This window comes from Chloroflexota bacterium (genome assembly GCA_009840355.1).
Classification (GTDB): Bacteria; Chloroflexota; Dehalococcoidia; order Lucifugimonadales; family JADFKI01; genus Bin90.
Genome location: VXNZ01000017.1, coordinates 48,517 through 65,449 on the forward strand (window position 1 = coordinate 48,517; position 16,933 = coordinate 65,449).

Genomic DNA, 16,933 nt, shown 5'->3' on the forward strand with positions numbered 1-16,933 from the left:
ATTGGTGATGGACGAAAAAAAGGGACGCCCTGCCGAATGCGTGGCGTCCCTTTCTCATTTGGGCTGACCGCAATTACAGGTTGAACTGCGGATCCATATAGTCCTTTTCCTTGGCGTACACTTGCAGGCGGCCACGGGTGCTGTCGGTGATGATTATGTTGTCGTCCTCATCGACTGCGATGCCGACCGGGCGATTGAACAAGCCAAGCGACCGCGTGTCCTTGACGCGGCGATATGCCTTCACCACATCCGGGTTGGACTCCACGACCTCTTTCGCCCACTTGGAGAACTCGATGGCGTCGCCTTCGAGCTGTGTGAGCACCGGTCCATCATTCTCGTATATCTTGACGAGCTTGTTGCCCCAGTCAGAGACATATACATCGCCCTCGCTGTCCACGGCAATGTCGGACGGATGGTTGAGCGCGCCGGCAGCGCCGCTAGTCTCTTCGCCGTAGGTGGCGAGATGCTCGCCGTCGGCGGAGAACTTCTGAGCGCGGTTGTTGCCCCAGTCCGCAACATACACACCGCCGTCCGAGCCGATGGTAATGCCCCAAGGCCGGTTGAACTCGCCGGGCGCACTGCCCGCGCCGCCGAACGACGCGAGGAGCTTGCCGTCGCTGCTGAACTTCTTCACCTCGTTAGAGGCCGCGTCCGTAACATAGATGTTGTCGTCCGCGTCGCAGGCGATACCGGACGGGCTACCGAGATTGCCATCGCCGTCCCATTCCCCCGCATTGATGCCGTCCGTGTCATAGACCTTGATTTTCTTGTCGAATTCGTCCGTGCAGTACAGGTTTCCCGCGCTGTCAACGGCGATGCTCATCGGCCAGACAAGCTCTTCGCGCGCAAAGTCGCCAATGAACTCTTCAGTTATGGTGACCTTGCCGATTCGCTTGTTGGGCGCTTGCACGCCGCCGGCGCCTTCCTGCCCTCTGTTTAGCACATATAGAACGCCGCCCGGCGCCACTGCTACATCGGTCGGCTGCGTGAAGCCGTTGCCCGCCGCAGCATTGCGTCCGATTGCGTGGCTGAAGTTCCAAGTGCGGCCTGATACGGTTGTCGTAAGCACAATGTCCCCTTCCGATCTAATCCGAATTTACACTGCCAGCCCCGCAGCCCGAGTTGTCTGCGAACTGCGGGGATTGCATGGCAAGTGAACCAATGCCGAACTTCGGTCTAGTGGCTGCCGCCGTTGGTGTGGATGAAAGCCGGCGCCTCGAACTGCCCGTTGACCACGCTGGGCGCGTCCAACTTCATCCAGTCTTCGAGCACCGTGGAGTACACGCCGCGGAAGTCCTGGTTGGGTACGAGGTCGCCCTGCTGCAGCGCTTCTGCGCGCGTCTCTGGGTACTCGCTATAGAAGCCGCCATTGACATTCGGCCCGATGGCGAACGCAACCCCTGCCGCACCGTGGTCGGTGCCGGAGCCGTTGTCTCGAACCCTGCGTCCGAACTCCGAGAACATGAACATAATCACATTGTCGTCCGCGTCGTGCTCGCGCAGGTCGTCCCAGAAGTCTGCGACCGCCTCGGAGACGTCGGTCCACAACTGCGCGTGCGTAGTCGCCTGCGCCGCGTGCGTGTCGAAGCTGCCGTGGTCGGTGTAGAAGACGCGCGTGCCAACATCCGCGGTGTGAATCATGGCAATGTCCCGCAGCTTCTGCGCTATCGGGCTCGCGCCGTATTCAACACTGGACTCGTACTGGTTCGGCGCAACCTTCAGGATGTCGGCGCCCTTGAGCGCGTCAAGACCGGTCTGCCCGAGATATTCCATTACCTGCCCGCTGCCGACTGCCGGTCCGTACATATTCGCGAAGCGTTCGAGTACCTGCTGGCGCTGCTGCTCTTGCTCTATGTTCGTGAGCAAGCCGTAAGTGGACACATCGGCAACCGAAGCGACCGAGACGCCCGGAGCTACCAGCGCGCGAGGCAGAGCCTGCCCGACGTTGAGGCCGGTTACGGGATTCTCGGAGTTGGGGTCAATCTGCTTTAGCGCGCGGCCAAGCCAGCCTTCCGTGCCAACCTTGTCCGGCTCACAGGTGTGCCAGATGTCCATCGAGCGGAAGTGCGAACGCGGCGAGTTCTCGTAGCCGATGCCGTGGATGACCGCCATGTCGCCCTTGTCGAAGACGTCCTTCATGGGCGCCATCGCCGGGTGCAAGCCGAGCTCGTCGTTGAGCTTCAGCACGCGGTTCTCGGAGATGCCGAGCGAGCGGCGGCTGTCGTAGTAGTTGCCGTCGGTGTACGGGATCACCGTGTTGAAGTAGTCGTTGCCGCCCGTGAGCTGCAGTACGACCAGAACCGGCGGTTTGTTCGTGTTTGCCATCTGTTTTCCTCCTAAATCAGGAAAGTGCTTGGTGTGCGATGCCCTTGGTTTAGCCGAACTGATACTCGCGGGTTGCGCCGATGAGCGCCAGCATTTCGCCGGTGCGCCGCGCCGAGTCGTCGTAGGAGCCTTCCCAGTCCACAGTGCCTTCGCTCTGCGCCTGGCTGAGTAGCTCGCCGCGCGTCTGGTCGGATACGGGCAGCGGACCCATCTGGTCGAGGCAGTTCTCAACGAACTCTTCCGGCGTCATAGTGGCGCCATTCGCGCCTGCGATGCGCTCGACGATGCGCTGCACACCGGGCAGGTTCGTGTCGCTGATCCTGTCCGCGACGAAGTTGACGCGCTTGACGAGTGAGCCGCTGTTAATCCACTCGTGTCCCGTATGCCAGCCTTCCACGCTGGGCGGGTCGAGGATGTCCTGCCCCATGTAGCCGGGCTCTCGTGCGACAGCCTCTAGGCGCGGGTCGGGACCCTGAAGGTCGCCGGTGAGCCGCAGGGTGCTGACGACAACCTCGGTCGGGTTCTTGACCTTCCTGTACATCGCGTCCTTGAAGAAGTCCGAGTTGAAAAGCACGCGCAGCACAGGCTTGATGTCGTAATCATTCTCGACGAAAGTCTGTGCCAGAACGCGGATCGCATCCGGATTGCGCGGCTGCTCGATGTTCCACGCTGGCACCTGCGGCTCGTCTTCCACGAAGAAGTTGTACAGGTGGCGCGCGATGAAGTTCGGGCAGGCCGGCTGCTTCAGGATAATGTCGATGATGTCTTCACCGTTAAAGTTGCCGGTGTAGCCCAAGAAGGACTTGTCAGTCTCGTCATGGTCTTCCGCGCGATACTCGAACTGCCACGGATGCCTGCCGTAGGGATAGCGCGGCATCTTCGCGGAGATAGTCCAGCCGGTGAACGCGCGCGAGCACTCGTAAACATCCTGCTCGGTGTAGTTGCCCACGCCAAGCGAGAATAGCTCTAGAAGTTCGCGGCCCCAGTTCTCATTGGGCGCGACCTTGTGGTTCTCGTTATTGTCCAGCCAGTAAATCATGGCAGGATCGCTCGCCAGTTTCACCAGCAGCTCGCGGTAGTTGTCCATTCCGACATCGCGGAACATCTGAATCTGATCCAGCAGGTGGTTGCAATTGTCAACCTTGGCGTTACCGGTCGCGAACACATGGTGCCAGAAGAGCGCCATCTTCTCGTTCAGCGGCCGCTGCGTGTTGACCATGAAATACAGCCAGTTCGCCTGACCAGGCGCTGCCGCGCCGCCGGGTACTTCCGTTATCGGATGATACCTGTACAGCGTGTACTCATCGACCGGGGGCTGGCTTTCGTAATCGAGCAGATGCTCGACCGTCGCCTCGTACCCCTGCTCTGCCATAGCCTCTAGCTCGTCGCGTGTCGCGCCAAAGCCGGCACGCCTCATAAGATGGGCTAGCAGGGCGATTTCCTCTCTATTGGACATGCGCATACTCCTTTCGCAACATGTTGAGTCCTATCGTCATTGACCGTTGGATGTTATTGGTCGTCGTCAAAACTATAAGCGCCCCCTTTCGCCCAAAAGCACTTGCGATGCCTCTTGGCACTCGGGGCAGGTGCCGTAGTAGTCGGTGCGTAGTCGGACGATTTCATATCCCGTAGTCTGGGATACGCGGTCGAGCGGGTCGTGCGGCGCCGTGTAGTCCATGTCTTCCACCTTCTCGCACTGCAAGCAGACGAGATGCGGGTGCGACACGGGTATTCTGCCGTCGTAACGGTTCGCTGAAGCGCTGAACTCGATTTCCAGCACTTGTCCAGTCTCTTTGAGAATCTCGATGGTGTTATAAATCGTGGCAAGGCTCGTGCCGGGATACGCCGCGCACACTCCTTCGTGAATCTCGCTCGCGGACGGATGACGATCGCTCGCCAGCAGCACTTCGAGCAGCTTCGCGCGTTTGCGTGTAACCGCAACACCCTTGTCCCTGAGCGCGGCTTTCATCTCCACTAGCCGAGACTCCAATTCGCTTCCCCGCTCAAACGGGCTGACAGACTCTGTTGCCGCCTGTACGACCACTGCTTACCACCGATCTTGCAATAATTAGAATGGTTCTAAATGATGATGCCTGTAAGTTATGACAACCGCGCTAACATGTCAAGCACAATTCCACAAATTGAGGAGATTTTATAAGTCCCTTTCCGCTTTATGGGGAAGGTTAGGATGCGGGCGAATTATCCTAGCACTGCCAAGGATACACTCTGAAATGATCTTCACTTTCCACTTGCGGCGGCGATGTAAGCGGGAAGCAGAGGCAATATCCCCCTCTCGCGCTCTGAAACTGCGTTGACCTGCCGATTTTCAGCCTCATATAATAGCAACCGCAATAGGCAATAGGAAACAACAACCGGCGCAGTCCTATACGAGAATTCGCCTGCTCCGCAGAAAGGTCATATATGCCCCTGCATCCCGTGATACTAGCCGGTGGCTCCGGCACACGCATGTGGCCGCTCTCACGCGAGGCGCACCCAAAGCAATTCCTGCGACTAATGGGCAAACATTCGCTCTTTCAGGATACGGTGCGTCGGCTCGACGGGACGCGCGATGTTACCGACCCGCTGATAATCTGCAACGAAGAGCACCGCTTTCTCGTGGCTGAACACCTGCGGCAGGTGGACAAGGACGCACTGGCAATCGCGCTCGAACCTGTCGGACGCAACACGGCGCCAGCGTTGACCCTCGCGGCTCTGATGCTACTTGACAAAGACGCCGATTTCGCCAATGACGACCCGGTAATGCTTGTGCTGCCCGCCGACCACGTGGTGCGAGACGCAGCGCGGTTTAGGCGGCTTGTCGAATTCGGCGCGACAGAGGCGGCGCGCAACGGCATCATCACATTCGGCATACAGCCGGACTCGCCCAAGACCGGCTACGGCTACATAAGGAAGGGCGAGCAGCAACCTCTGCAGAGCGGCGTATCTGCGTTTCAAGTCGCGGAGTTCATCGAAAAGCCCGGCGAGCAGGTCGCCCGCGAGATGCTGAACTCGGAAGCGTACCTGTGGAACAGCGGAATGTTCATGATGCGCGCGTCTGTCTGGATGCAGGAGCTTAGGCGGCATCGCCCGGACATCGCGGATGCATGCATCGCCGCGCATGCCGTGCTTCGGCAAGACGGCGATTTCTATCGGCCGGATGCTGCGCAGTTCGCCGCCTGTCCAAGCGAGTCAATCGACTACGCCGTGATGGAGCACATGGGCAAGCGGGACTCCGATGAGGGCACGACGGGCTGCCTTGTGCTGCCGATGGATATTGGATGGACAGACCTTGGCGCATGGTCGTCACTGTGGGAAGAGAGCGAGCGCGACGCGGGCGGCAACATCACGAAGGGCGATGTGTATGCGCGCTCAATGTCTAACTCACTTGTCATCAGCGAAGACCGGCTTATCGCGGCGGTCGGATTGCAGGATGTCATTATCATCGAAACACCCGACGCCGTGCTCGCGGCGCACAAAGAGCGCGTCCAGGAAGTCAAGGAACTGGTCGAACAGCTCAAGCGCGACGGACGCCCGGAGCAGGAAAACCATGTGAAGATAAACCGCCCGTGGGGTTCGTTTGAGACAGTGGACTCCGGCGATCGCTTTCAGGTCAAGCGGCTGACGATACGGCCCGGCGAGGTGCTTTCGTTGCAGATGCACCATCATCGCGCGGAACACTGGGTCGTGGTCAAGGGAACGGCGAAAGTAACGCGCGGCGACGAGGAATTCCTGCTGACAGAAAACCAATCGACCTATGTGCCGGTCGGAGTAATTCACAGGCTTGAAAATCCCGGCACGCTGCCGCTGGAGGTAGTCGAAGTGCAGACCGGCAGCTATCTCGAAGAGGACGACATTGTGCGCTTCGAGGACAGATACGACCGCCACATCCACGATAATCTATAATGGTACATAGGATTACCCAAGATTATCCGTAAGTTCGATTTCTCGAAGGTGCATAAATGACGCAGCGCTCCTTGCCGGCATCTCCATTACCCGCATCGAAAATCCCCGCCGTTCCACCGCGTATCCTACTAGGTCCCGGACCCAGCAACGCCAGCCCCAGCGTGCTGCAAGCGATGATGCAGCCGATGATAGGGTATCTCGATCCCGATTTCATGCTGATAATGGACGAAGTGCGCGAGCTGCTGCAGCGCGTGTTCCAGACGGATGACGCGAACACGCTGGCGATTTCAGGCACGGGGTCGTCCGGCATGGAAGCCGGTCTAAGCAGCCTCCTGGAACCGGGCGATACGGTCGTCATGTGCATTTACGGCTTTTTCTGCGAACGCATGGTGGAAATGGCAACCCGCATTGGCGCGAACGTTGTGCCGCTGCGCGCCGATTGGGGACGCCCATTCCCTGAAGAAATGCTGAAGTCCGAACTGAAAAAGCACACAAATGTGAAGATGGTAACCGCCATCCACGCGGAGACATCGACAGGCGTGCGCCAACCTATGTCAGACATAGCGCGGCTCGCCAAAGAGCATGACGCGCTCTTCATGGTTGACACAGTAACATCGCTTGGCGGCAACGAAGTCGCGTTCGACGAGTGGGATGCGGACTACACATATTCAGCAACGCAGAAGTGCCTCGGATGCCCGCCGGGTCTTTCGCCGGTCGCATTGAGCCAGCGCGCGCTGCAATCGATACGCTACCGAAGTCAGCTGCCGGTGTCGTGGTATCTCGATTTGAACCTGCTGGGCAATTACTGGGGCTGGACGGAGCCGCGTGTATATCATCACACCGCGCCGGTGAGCATGATACTCGCGCTGAGGCAAGGCTTGCGGCTTGCGCTGTCCGAAGGCTTGGAGAACAGGTTTGAACGACACGCGCGCAACGCAAGGGCTTTGAGCGCCGGGCTGGAAGCGCTCGGACTAGAGTGCGTGGTGCCGCAGGAACATCGGCTTGCGCAGATAACGGTCGTGGGCATACCGGATGGCGTGGAAGACACGCCGGTGCGGCAGAGATTGCTGCGAGGTTTCGGCATCGAAATCGGCGGCGGCTTGGGCGAACTGGCAGGCAAGGTGTGGCGCGTGGGGCTGATGGGGGAATCAAGCAAGGCGGAGTATGTGCTGGCACTGCTGTCCGCGCTGGAAGCGGTGCTGCCGGAATTCGGCTACGAAGTGGCAAGCGGCGCAGGCGTATCCGCAGCAAGTAGCGAACTTGGCACAGCGGCAATGTCATAGGCGTGAATGCGGATTGACAGGCTAGAACGCACAGATGGCGCGCCGGAAAGTCTCGCTACGGACCTTATTGGTCAGCATATCAAAAGTGGACTGGCGTTTTGCTAGTCCACTTTTGTGCTCAATAATCACAGGTGACTAGGAATAATCGCTACTGGTGCGCCGCCTCTTTGAGCTCCGACCCGGCAGAGAAGCCCACGCGCTTATGAGCAGGCACTTCTATGAGATCGCCCGCGCTGCTTCCGTGTATTGGCCGCACCTTTCGCGCCTTGACATCGCGCAGTTCGAAAGAGCCGAACCCGGTAAGCACCACCCTATCACCTGCCGCCAATGCCTGCTGAATGCTCTTCAGCACCGCATTCAAGGCAGCTTCACCCTGCGCGTGAGTGCCGCCCAACTCTCTAGCGACATCTCTCGAAATGTCGTTCTTCCTAAGGGTAGCCATCTATACCCGCCCTCCATTGTCTTTGTGTTCCCTATTTCAGATTATACCTGTAGCCCCAACAAACATCGGCAACCGCCGAGGGACTGTAGCGCTAAGCCGACCGTATCGACAAGCCAGATATACAAACTAGACTTTGGAAATATCAAGAACTAGAATGCCTTCTGAACTTAGACGCCACAAATATATCCCAAACGACGAGTACATGTAAAGACTTACTTCCGAAAATACAAGCAGGAGTTTTGAAATGAATTTAGAACTAATTGCCGATTATAACTGTATCGTTGGGGAGGGTCCCATGTGGCATCCCTTGGAGAATGCCGTCTATTGGGCGGACATTCCGCAAGGCAGGATTTTCCGCTACGATCCAGGTTCCGGCGAACACGGTCTCCTGTTCGAATCTGGCGAAGTAGGCGGCTTTACCGTGCAGGCGGACGGCTCCCTGCTGTTGTTCATGGGCCGCGGCGCGGTAGCCACACTGCGCAACGGCGAGCTGCAATACCATATTTGTGAGATTGCAGAAGAGCGCCGGTCGCGCTTCAATGATGTCATCGCAGACCCGGCAGGGCGCGTGTTCTGCGGCACAATGCCATCGCCCGACCATCTCGGCAGCCTATACCGCCTCGACACCGACGGCTCCGTCACCAAAGTGCTCGGCGACATCGGCATTTCCAATGGCATGGGCTTCACGCCCGACGCCAAGCAAATGTATTTCACCGACTCGCCCACGCATAACATATACATCTTCGACTACGATATTGAATCAGGCGAGCTATCGAATCGGCGCGTTTTCGTCAACACCGGTGAGAACGACGGCATCCCTGACGGCATGACGGTCGATGCTGACGGCTATGTCTGGTCGGCGCGCTGGGACGGCTCGTCGCTCGTGCGCTACTCACCGGAGGGCGAGCAAGTCAATCGCATTTGGTTTCCCGCGCGCAAAGTATCGAGCGTAGGCTTCGGTGGCGAAGATTTCACTGATATGTATGTTACGACAGCCGGCGGTGAGGATAAAACCGGTGAAGGACCGGGCGCAGGTTGCTTGTATCGGCTGAATGTAGGTGTGAAGGGGAAGGCGGAGTATCTGTCGCGGGTTGGGATATGATGGTGTTGCGGGCGTGTGATGGGCAAGTGAGGGGAAATATCCGTCAGTCGCATAAGAGCGTTAGCGTGGCTGTAGGTGTTGGAATGCACTTTTCCCCTTCCCTGCCTTACCCTCGGATGAAGAAAGGAATATAGGACACCGGCGCCGCGACTTCACATTCTTCCCACTCTCGAAATTCAGGACCGATGCTGTCGCAAATTGCCATTCCAATCGCGGCGACGCGCAATTTCGCACTACAAGCGTTTTGACCGACCAGATAACGCGTGCTAAAATAGGAAACCCACACACGAAATCACTCACGGAATAACACACCACTGGTTTGGCAGGAGGAGGGCTATGTCTGGTCACTCTAAATGGTCAACGATAAAGCATGCGAAGGCGATTACGGACGCGCGCAGGGGCAAGTTGTTCACCAAACTGACGCGCGAGATTATCATTGCGGCACGGCAAGGCGGCGGCGACCCGAGCATGAACATTCGCCTGCGCATGGCGATGCAGAAGGCGAAAGACGCCAATATGCCCAATGACAACATCGACCGCGCCGTCAAGCGCGGCACGGGCGAGTCCGGTGACCAGGATCAGATGGTCGAATTCACCTACGAGGGCTATGGTCCCGGCGGTGTGGCGATCATGCTGCAGACGCTGACTGATAATCGCAACCGCACGGTTTCCGATATCCGATCCACACTGACGAAGGCAGGCGGCAACCTGGCGCAGTCTGGCGCGGTCGCGTGGCAATTCGAGCCTAAGGGCATCGTGGTCGTGGACGCCGAACCTGACGACGCAGAAGAGTTCGCTCTCGTCGCCATCGATGCCGGCGCCGACGACTTCGAGACTTTCGACACCACGCTGCAGATATACTCGCCCATTGACCGGCTCGAAGAAATCCGGCAGACACTAACGGACACCGATGCCGCAATCGTGTCGTCCGAGCTGTCCATGATTCCGAACAGCACCATCACGCTTGACCGGAAAGTCGCCAACCAGATTCTGCGCCTGCTCGACCAGCTCGAAGAGTTGGACGATGTGCAAAAAGTCTATTCCAACGCCGATTTTCCGGACGAAGTGCTGGAACAGTACCGGGACGAGTAACCCGCCGTGCGTTCGTTAGGAATCGATCCCGGCACTCATAATATGGGAGTCGGCGCGATAGACACGGACGGCAGTGCGATGACATTTGTGAACGCAGATGTGCTGAGGGCGAAGCGTACGGCGCCACAAGCAGAGCGGCTTCACCAACTATACACTTTGCTGATCGAATACATCGCGGAGATTGCGCCGGACGAAATCGCCATCGAAGAACCCTTCGTTGGACGTAATGTGAAGTCCGCGCTTTCGGTCGGGCGCGCGCAAGCGGTGGCGATGATGGCCGCCGCCGCATCGGACATTCCGGTGCAAACATACGCGCCGCGCGAGGTCAAATTGGCGGTAACCGGGTTCGGCAACAGCTCCAAGTCGCAAGTGCAGGAAATGGTGCTGCTCGCACTGCAAGCAAGCGCGCAGCCAATGTCTCAGGACGCGTCCGATGCGCTCGCGGTGTCGTTCTGCCACATAAACGCGAGGCGCGCGCAAGCGCTGACGCAAGGAGCGCGGGCATAACTCATGACCTCACTCATATCCTCGATACGAGGCACGCTTGAAGGCACGGGCTCCGATTGGGCAGACATATCCATCGGCGGCATTACGCTGCGTGTCAGCGCGCCCGCATCGTCTCTCGAATCAATCGGGCCGGTCGGCGGCACGGTCCGCCTTTTCACATCGCTGCAAGTGCGCGAAAACAGCCTCAATCTCTACGGCTTCGACACGCCGGAAGCTTGTCAGACATTCGAGACGCTAATCGGCATCAACAGAATTGGGCCACAAGTCGCGCTGAACATTCTGTCCATTCTGCGTCCAGAAGTCCTTGCCACTGCTGTCGAATCCGGCGATGTCAACAGCTTCTCGGCAGTGCCCGGCGTCGGCCGCAAGACCGCGAGCCGCATCCTGTTGGAACTCAAAGGCAAGCTGGAACTCGACTGGAGCGTCGCAAGCACACCGGCGCTCGACACGGACGCCCTAGACGCTCTCGTGGCGCTCGGCTATACGCAGGTTGAGGCACGGGAAGCCCTGTCCGCCCTGTCAGACGACGATGGCGCAAGTGCAGAAGACAAGGTTCGCCTGGCGCTCTCGCAGCTCGTGGGCTGAGCAATCCACGCAGATGGATACCTCACCATACGACGATTGGGCGGACATCTACGATGCCGTGTATTCGTATGTGGTGGAAGACATCCCGTTCTATGTCGAAGAAGCCGTCCGCTCCGGCGGTCCTGTCCTCGAACTGGGCTGTGGCACCGGGCGCATCGCTATTCCCATAGCCCAGAGCGGCATTGACATTGTAGCCGTAGATTCGTCATCCGCCATGCTGGAACACGCGCGAAGCAAAGCCGAGTCCGCGCACACGCCGAATCTGAATCTGCTGCAAGCGGACATGCGCGACTTCGAGATAGACACGCAGTTCGCCCTAATCATCATCCCGTTCAGGGGATTTTTGTCGTTGCTCTCGGTCGAAGACGAAATGCGCACGCTGGCGACCATCCGCCGGCACTTGGCGCCCGGCGGCAGGCTAGTCTTCGACATATTCGTGCCGGATCTAAGCATGATGGTGCAGGCGGGCGATGTTCCATATTACTTCAGGGATGTCATAGACCCGGCAATCGGCGCTCACATGGTCATCTGGAATCAGGCGAGCTACGATGCTTTCAGCCAGGTGATGAGCATTCGCACCACTATCGAAGAACTCGACGATTCCGGGCGCGTAGCAAGCAAGATGTACCGCGACTTCGCCCTGCGTTACATCACACGCTGGGAAATGCACCACCTGCTGCGCACATGCGGCTTCGACGTGCTTGCGCTCCACGGCGACTTCAACCGCAATGACTTCGACGAGGACAGCACAGATATGATCTGGGTGGCGTCGTCCACCGGCTGATTCATCAGGCTTGCGGTTCGTCGCGCAACATTTACCTTCCCCCCCGGAAGGTTAGGATGGCGGCAAATTCCCACCTACACACTCCCAATTTGCAGTCCGTTGCTATCCAACAGCCGCATTATTCGTTATATTATTTCAGGAAGAAGCGTACATCTCCATCGCCGTAGTTGCGTTTCCCTCATCGAATTGACCCAGCAAAATTGAGATTCCGCGCGACATGAGACAGGCAGACAGAACGATTTTCGTCCGGGCCCCTATGCCCTTACTATTGGTCGGGCTATTCCTGGCGCTGTTCACGATAACGGCGTGCACCAGCGCGCCAGCCGCGCAGGTCGATGCCGATGCAGCCGCCTTGACTAACACCGGCAATACCGCACATGGTCAAGCCGAGACAACACAAGCGTCATGGCAGGGATCCAACGACACGGCAGGTTCAGTGCAAGCACAACCGGAATCGCCGTCGGCAAATAATTCCAACACTGCGACTACGGTCGAACTAGACGCCGACAGCGTTGTAGCCGCGTACGAAAAGGTCATCGGCGATGTGCACGATAATGTGTTGCCGTCGGTCGTCAGCATCTTCGTGTTGAATCGCGTTGAATTTACCGGACAGATTCCGAGCATCCCGTCTCCCTTCCCGTTTGGACAGACCACTCCACCAAGCGGTGATTCTAAGCAGGACTTTTTCTACCGCAACGGACAAGGATCGGGCTTCGTCTGGGACACTGAAGGGCACATCGTAACGAACCGGCATGTTGTCGCGGATGCCGAGCGCATCACGGTCGTGTTCTCGGACGGCAGCGAAACGGACGCAGAAGTTGTGGGCATGGACGATGATTCGGACTTGGCGGTGATTAAGATTGACCGCGATGCCGAACTCTTGCAGCCCGTAACGCTCGGCGACAGCAATGCCGTGCGCGTCGGGCAGCTCGCCATCACCATCGGCAATCCATTCGGGCAGGAGTTCTCCACGACCACGGGCATTGTGAGCGCCATCGGCCGCACCCTGCGCGCCGGCGAATCACTCTTTTCGCTGCCGAAGGTGATACAGACGGACGCGCCGATGAACCCCGGCAATTCCGGCGGGCCTTTGCTCGACAGGCGGGGCCAGGTCATCGGCATTGACGCGCAGATTATCACGCGGTCAGGCGCGAACACCGGCATAGGATTCGCCATCCCCGTCAACATCGCCAAGCAGGTGGTGCCGGAACTCATCAGCAGCGGCACATTTACCTACTCGTGGCTGGGCATCCGCGGCACTGACATTCGTGCCGAGACTGCAGAGTTGATGGGCGCGCCTGCGGATACTCGCGGCGCTCTGGTGATTGCGCTCGCGGACGGCGGACCTGCGCAAAAGGCGGGTCTGCTCGGCAGCACCAGGTCAATGCAGACCGACGAAGGCAGCATCCGATACGGCGGCGATGTGATAACGGCAGTGGACGACAACCCCATCGGCGGCATGAACGACCTAATCATCTATCTGCTGGAGAATACGCGCCCGGGCGACGCCGTCAGGGTCAGCGTCGTGCGAGATGGCGGCGAAGTAACGCACTTGTGGGTTACCCTTGAGCCGCGCCCTCAAGCACCGAACTAGCATCAAGCGCAAACCGGCGCAACTGGAATCGTTGATGCCTTTCCGGTATGATTTCTACATCGGGCAGACAGTAATCCGACAATTCGCAGCATCATTTGCGAATGGAAAAGTGAGAACGATGAAAATCAGAACTACGCTATTCCTGCTGCTGGGGCTAGTTGCGGCTGTTTCAGCAATAATTGGTTGCGGGTCGGCGCCGGCAGTATCGCAGCCGAGCGAACCGGCGAACATCCCTGACGCTGCGCCGCAAGCAAGTGAACCGGCGCCCCCAGAACCGTCTCAACCCGTCACCACTATGTTTCAAGCCGATTCCGAACCGCCGAAGGTAACACAGCCGATGGCGAGTGAGCCGGAAGCTGCGCCTGTCGAAGTCGGCTATAAGGTGGGCATGATGGCGCCCGAGTTCGGGATGAGCCTGTACGACGGCACGAGGGTTACGTCCGCGAGCCTCGCCGAGCAAGGCAAGCCCACCTTCATCTATTTCCACGCGACTTGGTGAGGCACCTGCCGCGTCGAGTTACGGCGCATCAAGGAAGAGATTGGCGCAAGCTACAACGACCAAGTCGCAATCTACATCGTCGGCACGGACCCGTCCGAGAGCGTCGAAAAGCTGGAAGCCGATAGGGAACGTGAGAGCTTGCCATACGCCACCGCATACGCGGACGAAGGCATGCTGGAGACTCTGAAAATCTACACGCAGGCATCCAAAATCGCCCTAGACAGCGACGGCATCATCACGCACCGCTACGGTTTCGGCAAGGGCGACTTCGAGAACTGGGGCGACCTGTTCGCTGACATCGCCGCCAACTAACGCAGTCTGTCTCAAGTCAACGCGGATTCAGTTATCATTGCCATTACCCAACCTTCTTCTTAGGTCGCCTTCACTGCGCGCGCCTGTTAAGCGCCGTCTTCGCCCTGATACAAGATGGTATCCGGCTTAAACACTGCCCACGCGAACCAGAAGTGATTGCCGTGGACTACGGGCGTTAGCTTCTTGCCTGCTAGCGGACCGTCGGTCGCGTTGCCGAAAATATCCCACGCGCTGCCGGTCTGGTCGTCCACTATACGGTCCTCCTCTGCGCCGAAAGTCAGCGTCTGCCCGTCTAGCACTGCATCGAACACGCCCGCGGCGCCGACATCGCGCGATTCGGCTATCGCGCTTGCGTCCAGCGCAGACGTCGTGCCAAACTTGTGAAACACCGCTATCTGACGCTCGCCAACCTCGTAGTTGATAACGCGCTCTTCCTGCAACACCGATAGCGGGAACGCCAAATCCACGCCATCCATGCTCACGGCGATGACACGCTCAACCGGCAGCAGCCTGCCATCTAGGTCGCCGTTAAACAGGAACGGATTGCCGTCGTATGTATCGTATCCGGCGTATGGATTGCGACCGTACTGCCGCGTGAAGCCCGTTTCGCGCGACAGTACCTTGCCGTCCGGATGCGCACGACTGAAGTCGGCGAACGACACGATGGACGCAGGGAGATATTCCAGCATGCGCCCGGCGTGTTCGCCGACGATGCCCTCGCCCGTGAACTGCTGCCACCACGTATGCGTCTGCCGGTCGTACATAATCAGGTCCGAGTTGCGCAGGTTGCCGGATACGCCGAATTCCAGCACTTCGCCGTCCAACCGCCTGTCGAACGCTATCGCCGAATTGCAAAGCGGGCAGAATGTCACGGAGACCGGCACGCCGCCCACAGTATCGTTGACAATCTCGTGCCAAGTAAGAATCTGCAGCGGATAAGCGCGCGCATCGCCGTCGATGTCAAGCGACACCACCGGCTCCACATCCTTTAGCCACGCCGCCTCAGACGGCGCGACGAACTTGGGCACGTCTATCGAAGGTATATTGTCACGCGGAATGACGAACCTAATCTGGCTGTACGGCACAGTGTGAAGGCTGAAGTCGGTGTCCCATCCATTCGTACTGAGCCGTGCGGCATTCAGCGCCCGCTCGTAATCCGGGTCCGGCGTTACGCTACTCCGCTCGCTATCCGTAGTCACTATTGGCGCAGCAGTCGGAACCGGCTGTGTATCGGGCGTTGGCGAGGTGGTGATAGTCCCAGCCATCTGTTGCAGCGGGGCAGAAGTTGCAGTCGGAATTGCAACGGTTGTCGGCTCGACTGTTGGCAATGTCTGCGCTGGCGCGCTGCGCGATGGGGATTGCACACTAGGCGCTGTTACAGCAGACTGAGTTGCTGTGCTATCAGTTTTGGCGCGCGCCGCTGCGTCCGCAGCAGCCGGTGATGCCGAAATCGGAGCGGGCTGGCTTTGCGCCGGCGCTGCCGCAGTCTCCGTCGCAGTATGTCCGCAAGCAGCGAATATGACGCCGCCCAGAATGAACAATCCGACATAGACTAAGCGTCTTCCAATCCAAGTAAATCTGAGTGGCAAGTGAAACTCCGTTTCTAAATTGACCTTAATATCGTGACTTGTTCAGCTGGCGGATACAGCCCATCCGCCGGTAAGCTGAATCGACTTATCCAGATTTCCTATCACAGACTACGCTGTAGCTCGACTAGATCTTCCTCTCGAAAGTAGGAAGTGGGAAAGAACAAGGTGAACTGCTTGGATGAACGGTCTCATCAATTAGGATGCTGATAAAGCAAGAATGATGCTCACCGTCGCAGATTCGACCCGCGGTATACGACTCAACGGGGAAACGGTACAGGGAAACAGAACGGCGGCTAATCGCGGCGCAGCCAGTTTCTGCCATCGCGCGCTAACAGTTCGTCAGCGGCTGCGGGTCCCCAGCTACCGGGTGCGTAGATGTGCAACGGCGAGACCGCCGAGTCTGTCCACGCGCCTATCAGCGGATCCACGATTTTCCACGCCTCTTCGATGTGGTCGTTGCGGATAAATAGACTAGCGTCGCCAAGAAGCGCGTCCTGTAGCAGGCGCTCGTAGTCTTCCGGAATCGACAGATTCTTGAACGCAGAGCGATAATGAAACTCAAGGTTCGTGCGTTCCATCGACGCCATATCGGTGTCCGGCGTCTTCGTCTGAAATCCCAAGTGTATGCCTTCATTCGGCTGCAGCGTTAACCGCAGGAGGTTCGACGGGATGACTTCACCGGCAGACAGAGGAAATAGCGAGTGCGGCGGCTTACGGAATTCGATGACAATCTCCGACGTTTTCGCCGCCATCGCTTTGCCGGTCCGCAGATAGTACGGCACGCCCATCCAGCGCCAGTTGTCCACATTCAGCCGCAGCGCCGCGTATGTCGGCGTGATGGAATTGTCCGGTACGCCCGGTGTCCCACGATAACCTTCGTACTGCCCTCGCACGGCATTCTGTGCCATCTCGTAGC

At 58.5% G+C, this 16,933-nt stretch carries 16 protein-coding genes; 9 read left to right on the forward strand and 7 right to left on the reverse strand.

Annotated features, from left to right (window positions below; translation table 11 throughout):
- Positions 1–73: 73 nt before the first annotated feature.
- The 4 genes from F4X57_04550 to F4X57_04565 all read right to left on the reverse strand — a co-directional run bounded on the left by F4X57_04550 (position 74) and on the right by F4X57_04565 (position 4,369).
- Positions 74–1,069: a hypothetical protein gene (locus F4X57_04550; GenBank protein MYC06430.1), complete on the reverse strand. Its 996-nt coding sequence runs from the start codon at positions 1,067–1,069 to the stop codon at positions 74–76.
- Positions 1,070–1,176: 107 nt separating this feature from the next.
- The gene (locus F4X57_04555; GenBank protein ID MYC06431.1) at positions 1,177–2,325 is read right to left on the reverse strand and encodes a DUF1501 domain-containing protein; all 1,149 of its coding nucleotides are present in this window, start codon (positions 2,323–2,325) and stop codon (positions 1,177–1,179) included.
- 49 nt (positions 2,326–2,374) lie between these two features.
- Positions 2,375–3,781, reverse strand: coding sequence for a DUF1800 domain-containing protein (locus tag F4X57_04560; GenBank protein MYC06432.1), 1,407 nt, complete (start codon positions 3,779–3,781; stop codon positions 2,375–2,377).
- A 72-nt stretch (positions 3,782–3,853) separates the two neighbouring features.
- A complete protein-coding gene (locus tag F4X57_04565) occupies positions 3,854–4,369 on the reverse strand; it encodes a transcriptional repressor (protein MYC06433.1) in 516 nt (171 codons plus the stop codon).
- Between the two features lie 377 nt (positions 4,370–4,746).
- Between F4X57_04565 and F4X57_04570 the strand changes: the two genes are divergently transcribed.
- Positions 4,747–6,228 (forward strand): mannose-1-phosphate guanylyltransferase/mannose-6-phosphate isomerase, encoded by a 1,482-nt coding sequence (locus tag F4X57_04570; GenBank protein MYC06434.1) that lies wholly within the window; start codon positions 4,747–4,749, stop codon positions 6,226–6,228.
- Positions 6,229–6,284: 56 nt separating this feature from the next.
- On the forward strand, positions 6,285–7,511 hold the full coding sequence (locus tag F4X57_04575; protein ID MYC06435.1) for an alanine--glyoxylate aminotransferase family protein: 1,227 nt from the start codon (positions 6,285–6,287) through the stop codon (positions 7,509–7,511).
- 148 nt (positions 7,512–7,659) lie between these two features.
- Here F4X57_04575 and F4X57_04580 read toward each other — a convergent pair whose 3' ends face one another.
- Positions 7,660–7,953, reverse strand: coding sequence for an HU family DNA-binding protein (locus F4X57_04580; GenBank protein MYC06436.1), 294 nt, complete (start codon positions 7,951–7,953; stop codon positions 7,660–7,662).
- Positions 7,954–8,197: 244 nt separating this feature from the next.
- On the opposite strand from F4X57_04580, the gene F4X57_04585 reads away from it, so the two are divergent.
- The 7 genes from F4X57_04585 to F4X57_04615 all read left to right on the forward strand — a co-directional run bounded on the left by F4X57_04585 (position 8,198) and on the right by F4X57_04615 (position 14,116).
- Positions 8,198–9,055, forward strand: a complete 858-nt coding sequence (locus F4X57_04585) for an SMP-30/gluconolactonase/LRE family protein (GenBank protein MYC06437.1) — start codon at positions 8,198–8,200, stop codon at positions 9,053–9,055.
- A gap of 336 nt (positions 9,056–9,391) precedes the next feature.
- The gene (locus tag F4X57_04590; protein MYC06438.1) at positions 9,392–10,147 is read left to right on the forward strand and encodes a YebC/PmpR family DNA-binding transcriptional regulator; all 756 of its coding nucleotides are present in this window, start codon (positions 9,392–9,394) and stop codon (positions 10,145–10,147) included.
- Between the two features lie 6 nt (positions 10,148–10,153).
- Entirely contained in the window at positions 10,154–10,654 is a 501-nt protein-coding gene (gene ruvC / locus F4X57_04595; protein MYC06439.1) for a crossover junction endodeoxyribonuclease RuvC, read from the forward strand.
- A 3-nt stretch (positions 10,655–10,657) separates the two neighbouring features.
- The gene (gene ruvA / locus F4X57_04600; GenBank protein MYC06440.1) at positions 10,658–11,239 is read left to right on the forward strand and encodes a Holliday junction branch migration protein RuvA; all 582 of its coding nucleotides are present in this window, start codon (positions 10,658–10,660) and stop codon (positions 11,237–11,239) included.
- Entirely contained in the window at positions 11,184–12,023 is an 840-nt protein-coding gene (locus F4X57_04605) for a class I SAM-dependent methyltransferase (protein ID MYC06441.1), read from the forward strand. Before ruvA ends, F4X57_04605 begins: the two co-directional genes overlap by 56 nt.
- A gap of 217 nt (positions 12,024–12,240) precedes the next feature.
- A complete protein-coding gene (locus tag F4X57_04610; GenBank protein ID MYC06442.1) occupies positions 12,241–13,617 on the forward strand; it encodes a PDZ domain-containing protein in 1,377 nt (458 codons plus the stop codon).
- Between the two features lie 118 nt (positions 13,618–13,735).
- Positions 13,736–14,116, forward strand: a complete 381-nt coding sequence (locus tag F4X57_04615) for a hypothetical protein (protein MYC06443.1) — start codon at positions 13,736–13,738, stop codon at positions 14,114–14,116.
- A 398-nt stretch (positions 14,117–14,514) separates the two neighbouring features.
- Here F4X57_04615 and F4X57_04620 read toward each other — a convergent pair whose 3' ends face one another.
- Both F4X57_04620 and F4X57_04625 read right to left on the reverse strand, forming a co-directional pair.
- Positions 14,515–16,017 carry a DUF3179 domain-containing protein gene (locus tag F4X57_04620; protein ID MYC06444.1) on the reverse strand — a complete coding sequence of 501 codons (1,503 nt, stop codon included), beginning with the start codon at positions 16,015–16,017 and terminating at the stop codon, positions 14,515–14,517.
- A gap of 293 nt (positions 16,018–16,310) precedes the next feature.
- A partial coding sequence (locus F4X57_04625; protein MYC06445.1) for a glucose-6-phosphate dehydrogenase occupies positions 16,311–16,933 on the reverse strand: 623 nt, incomplete at its 5' end.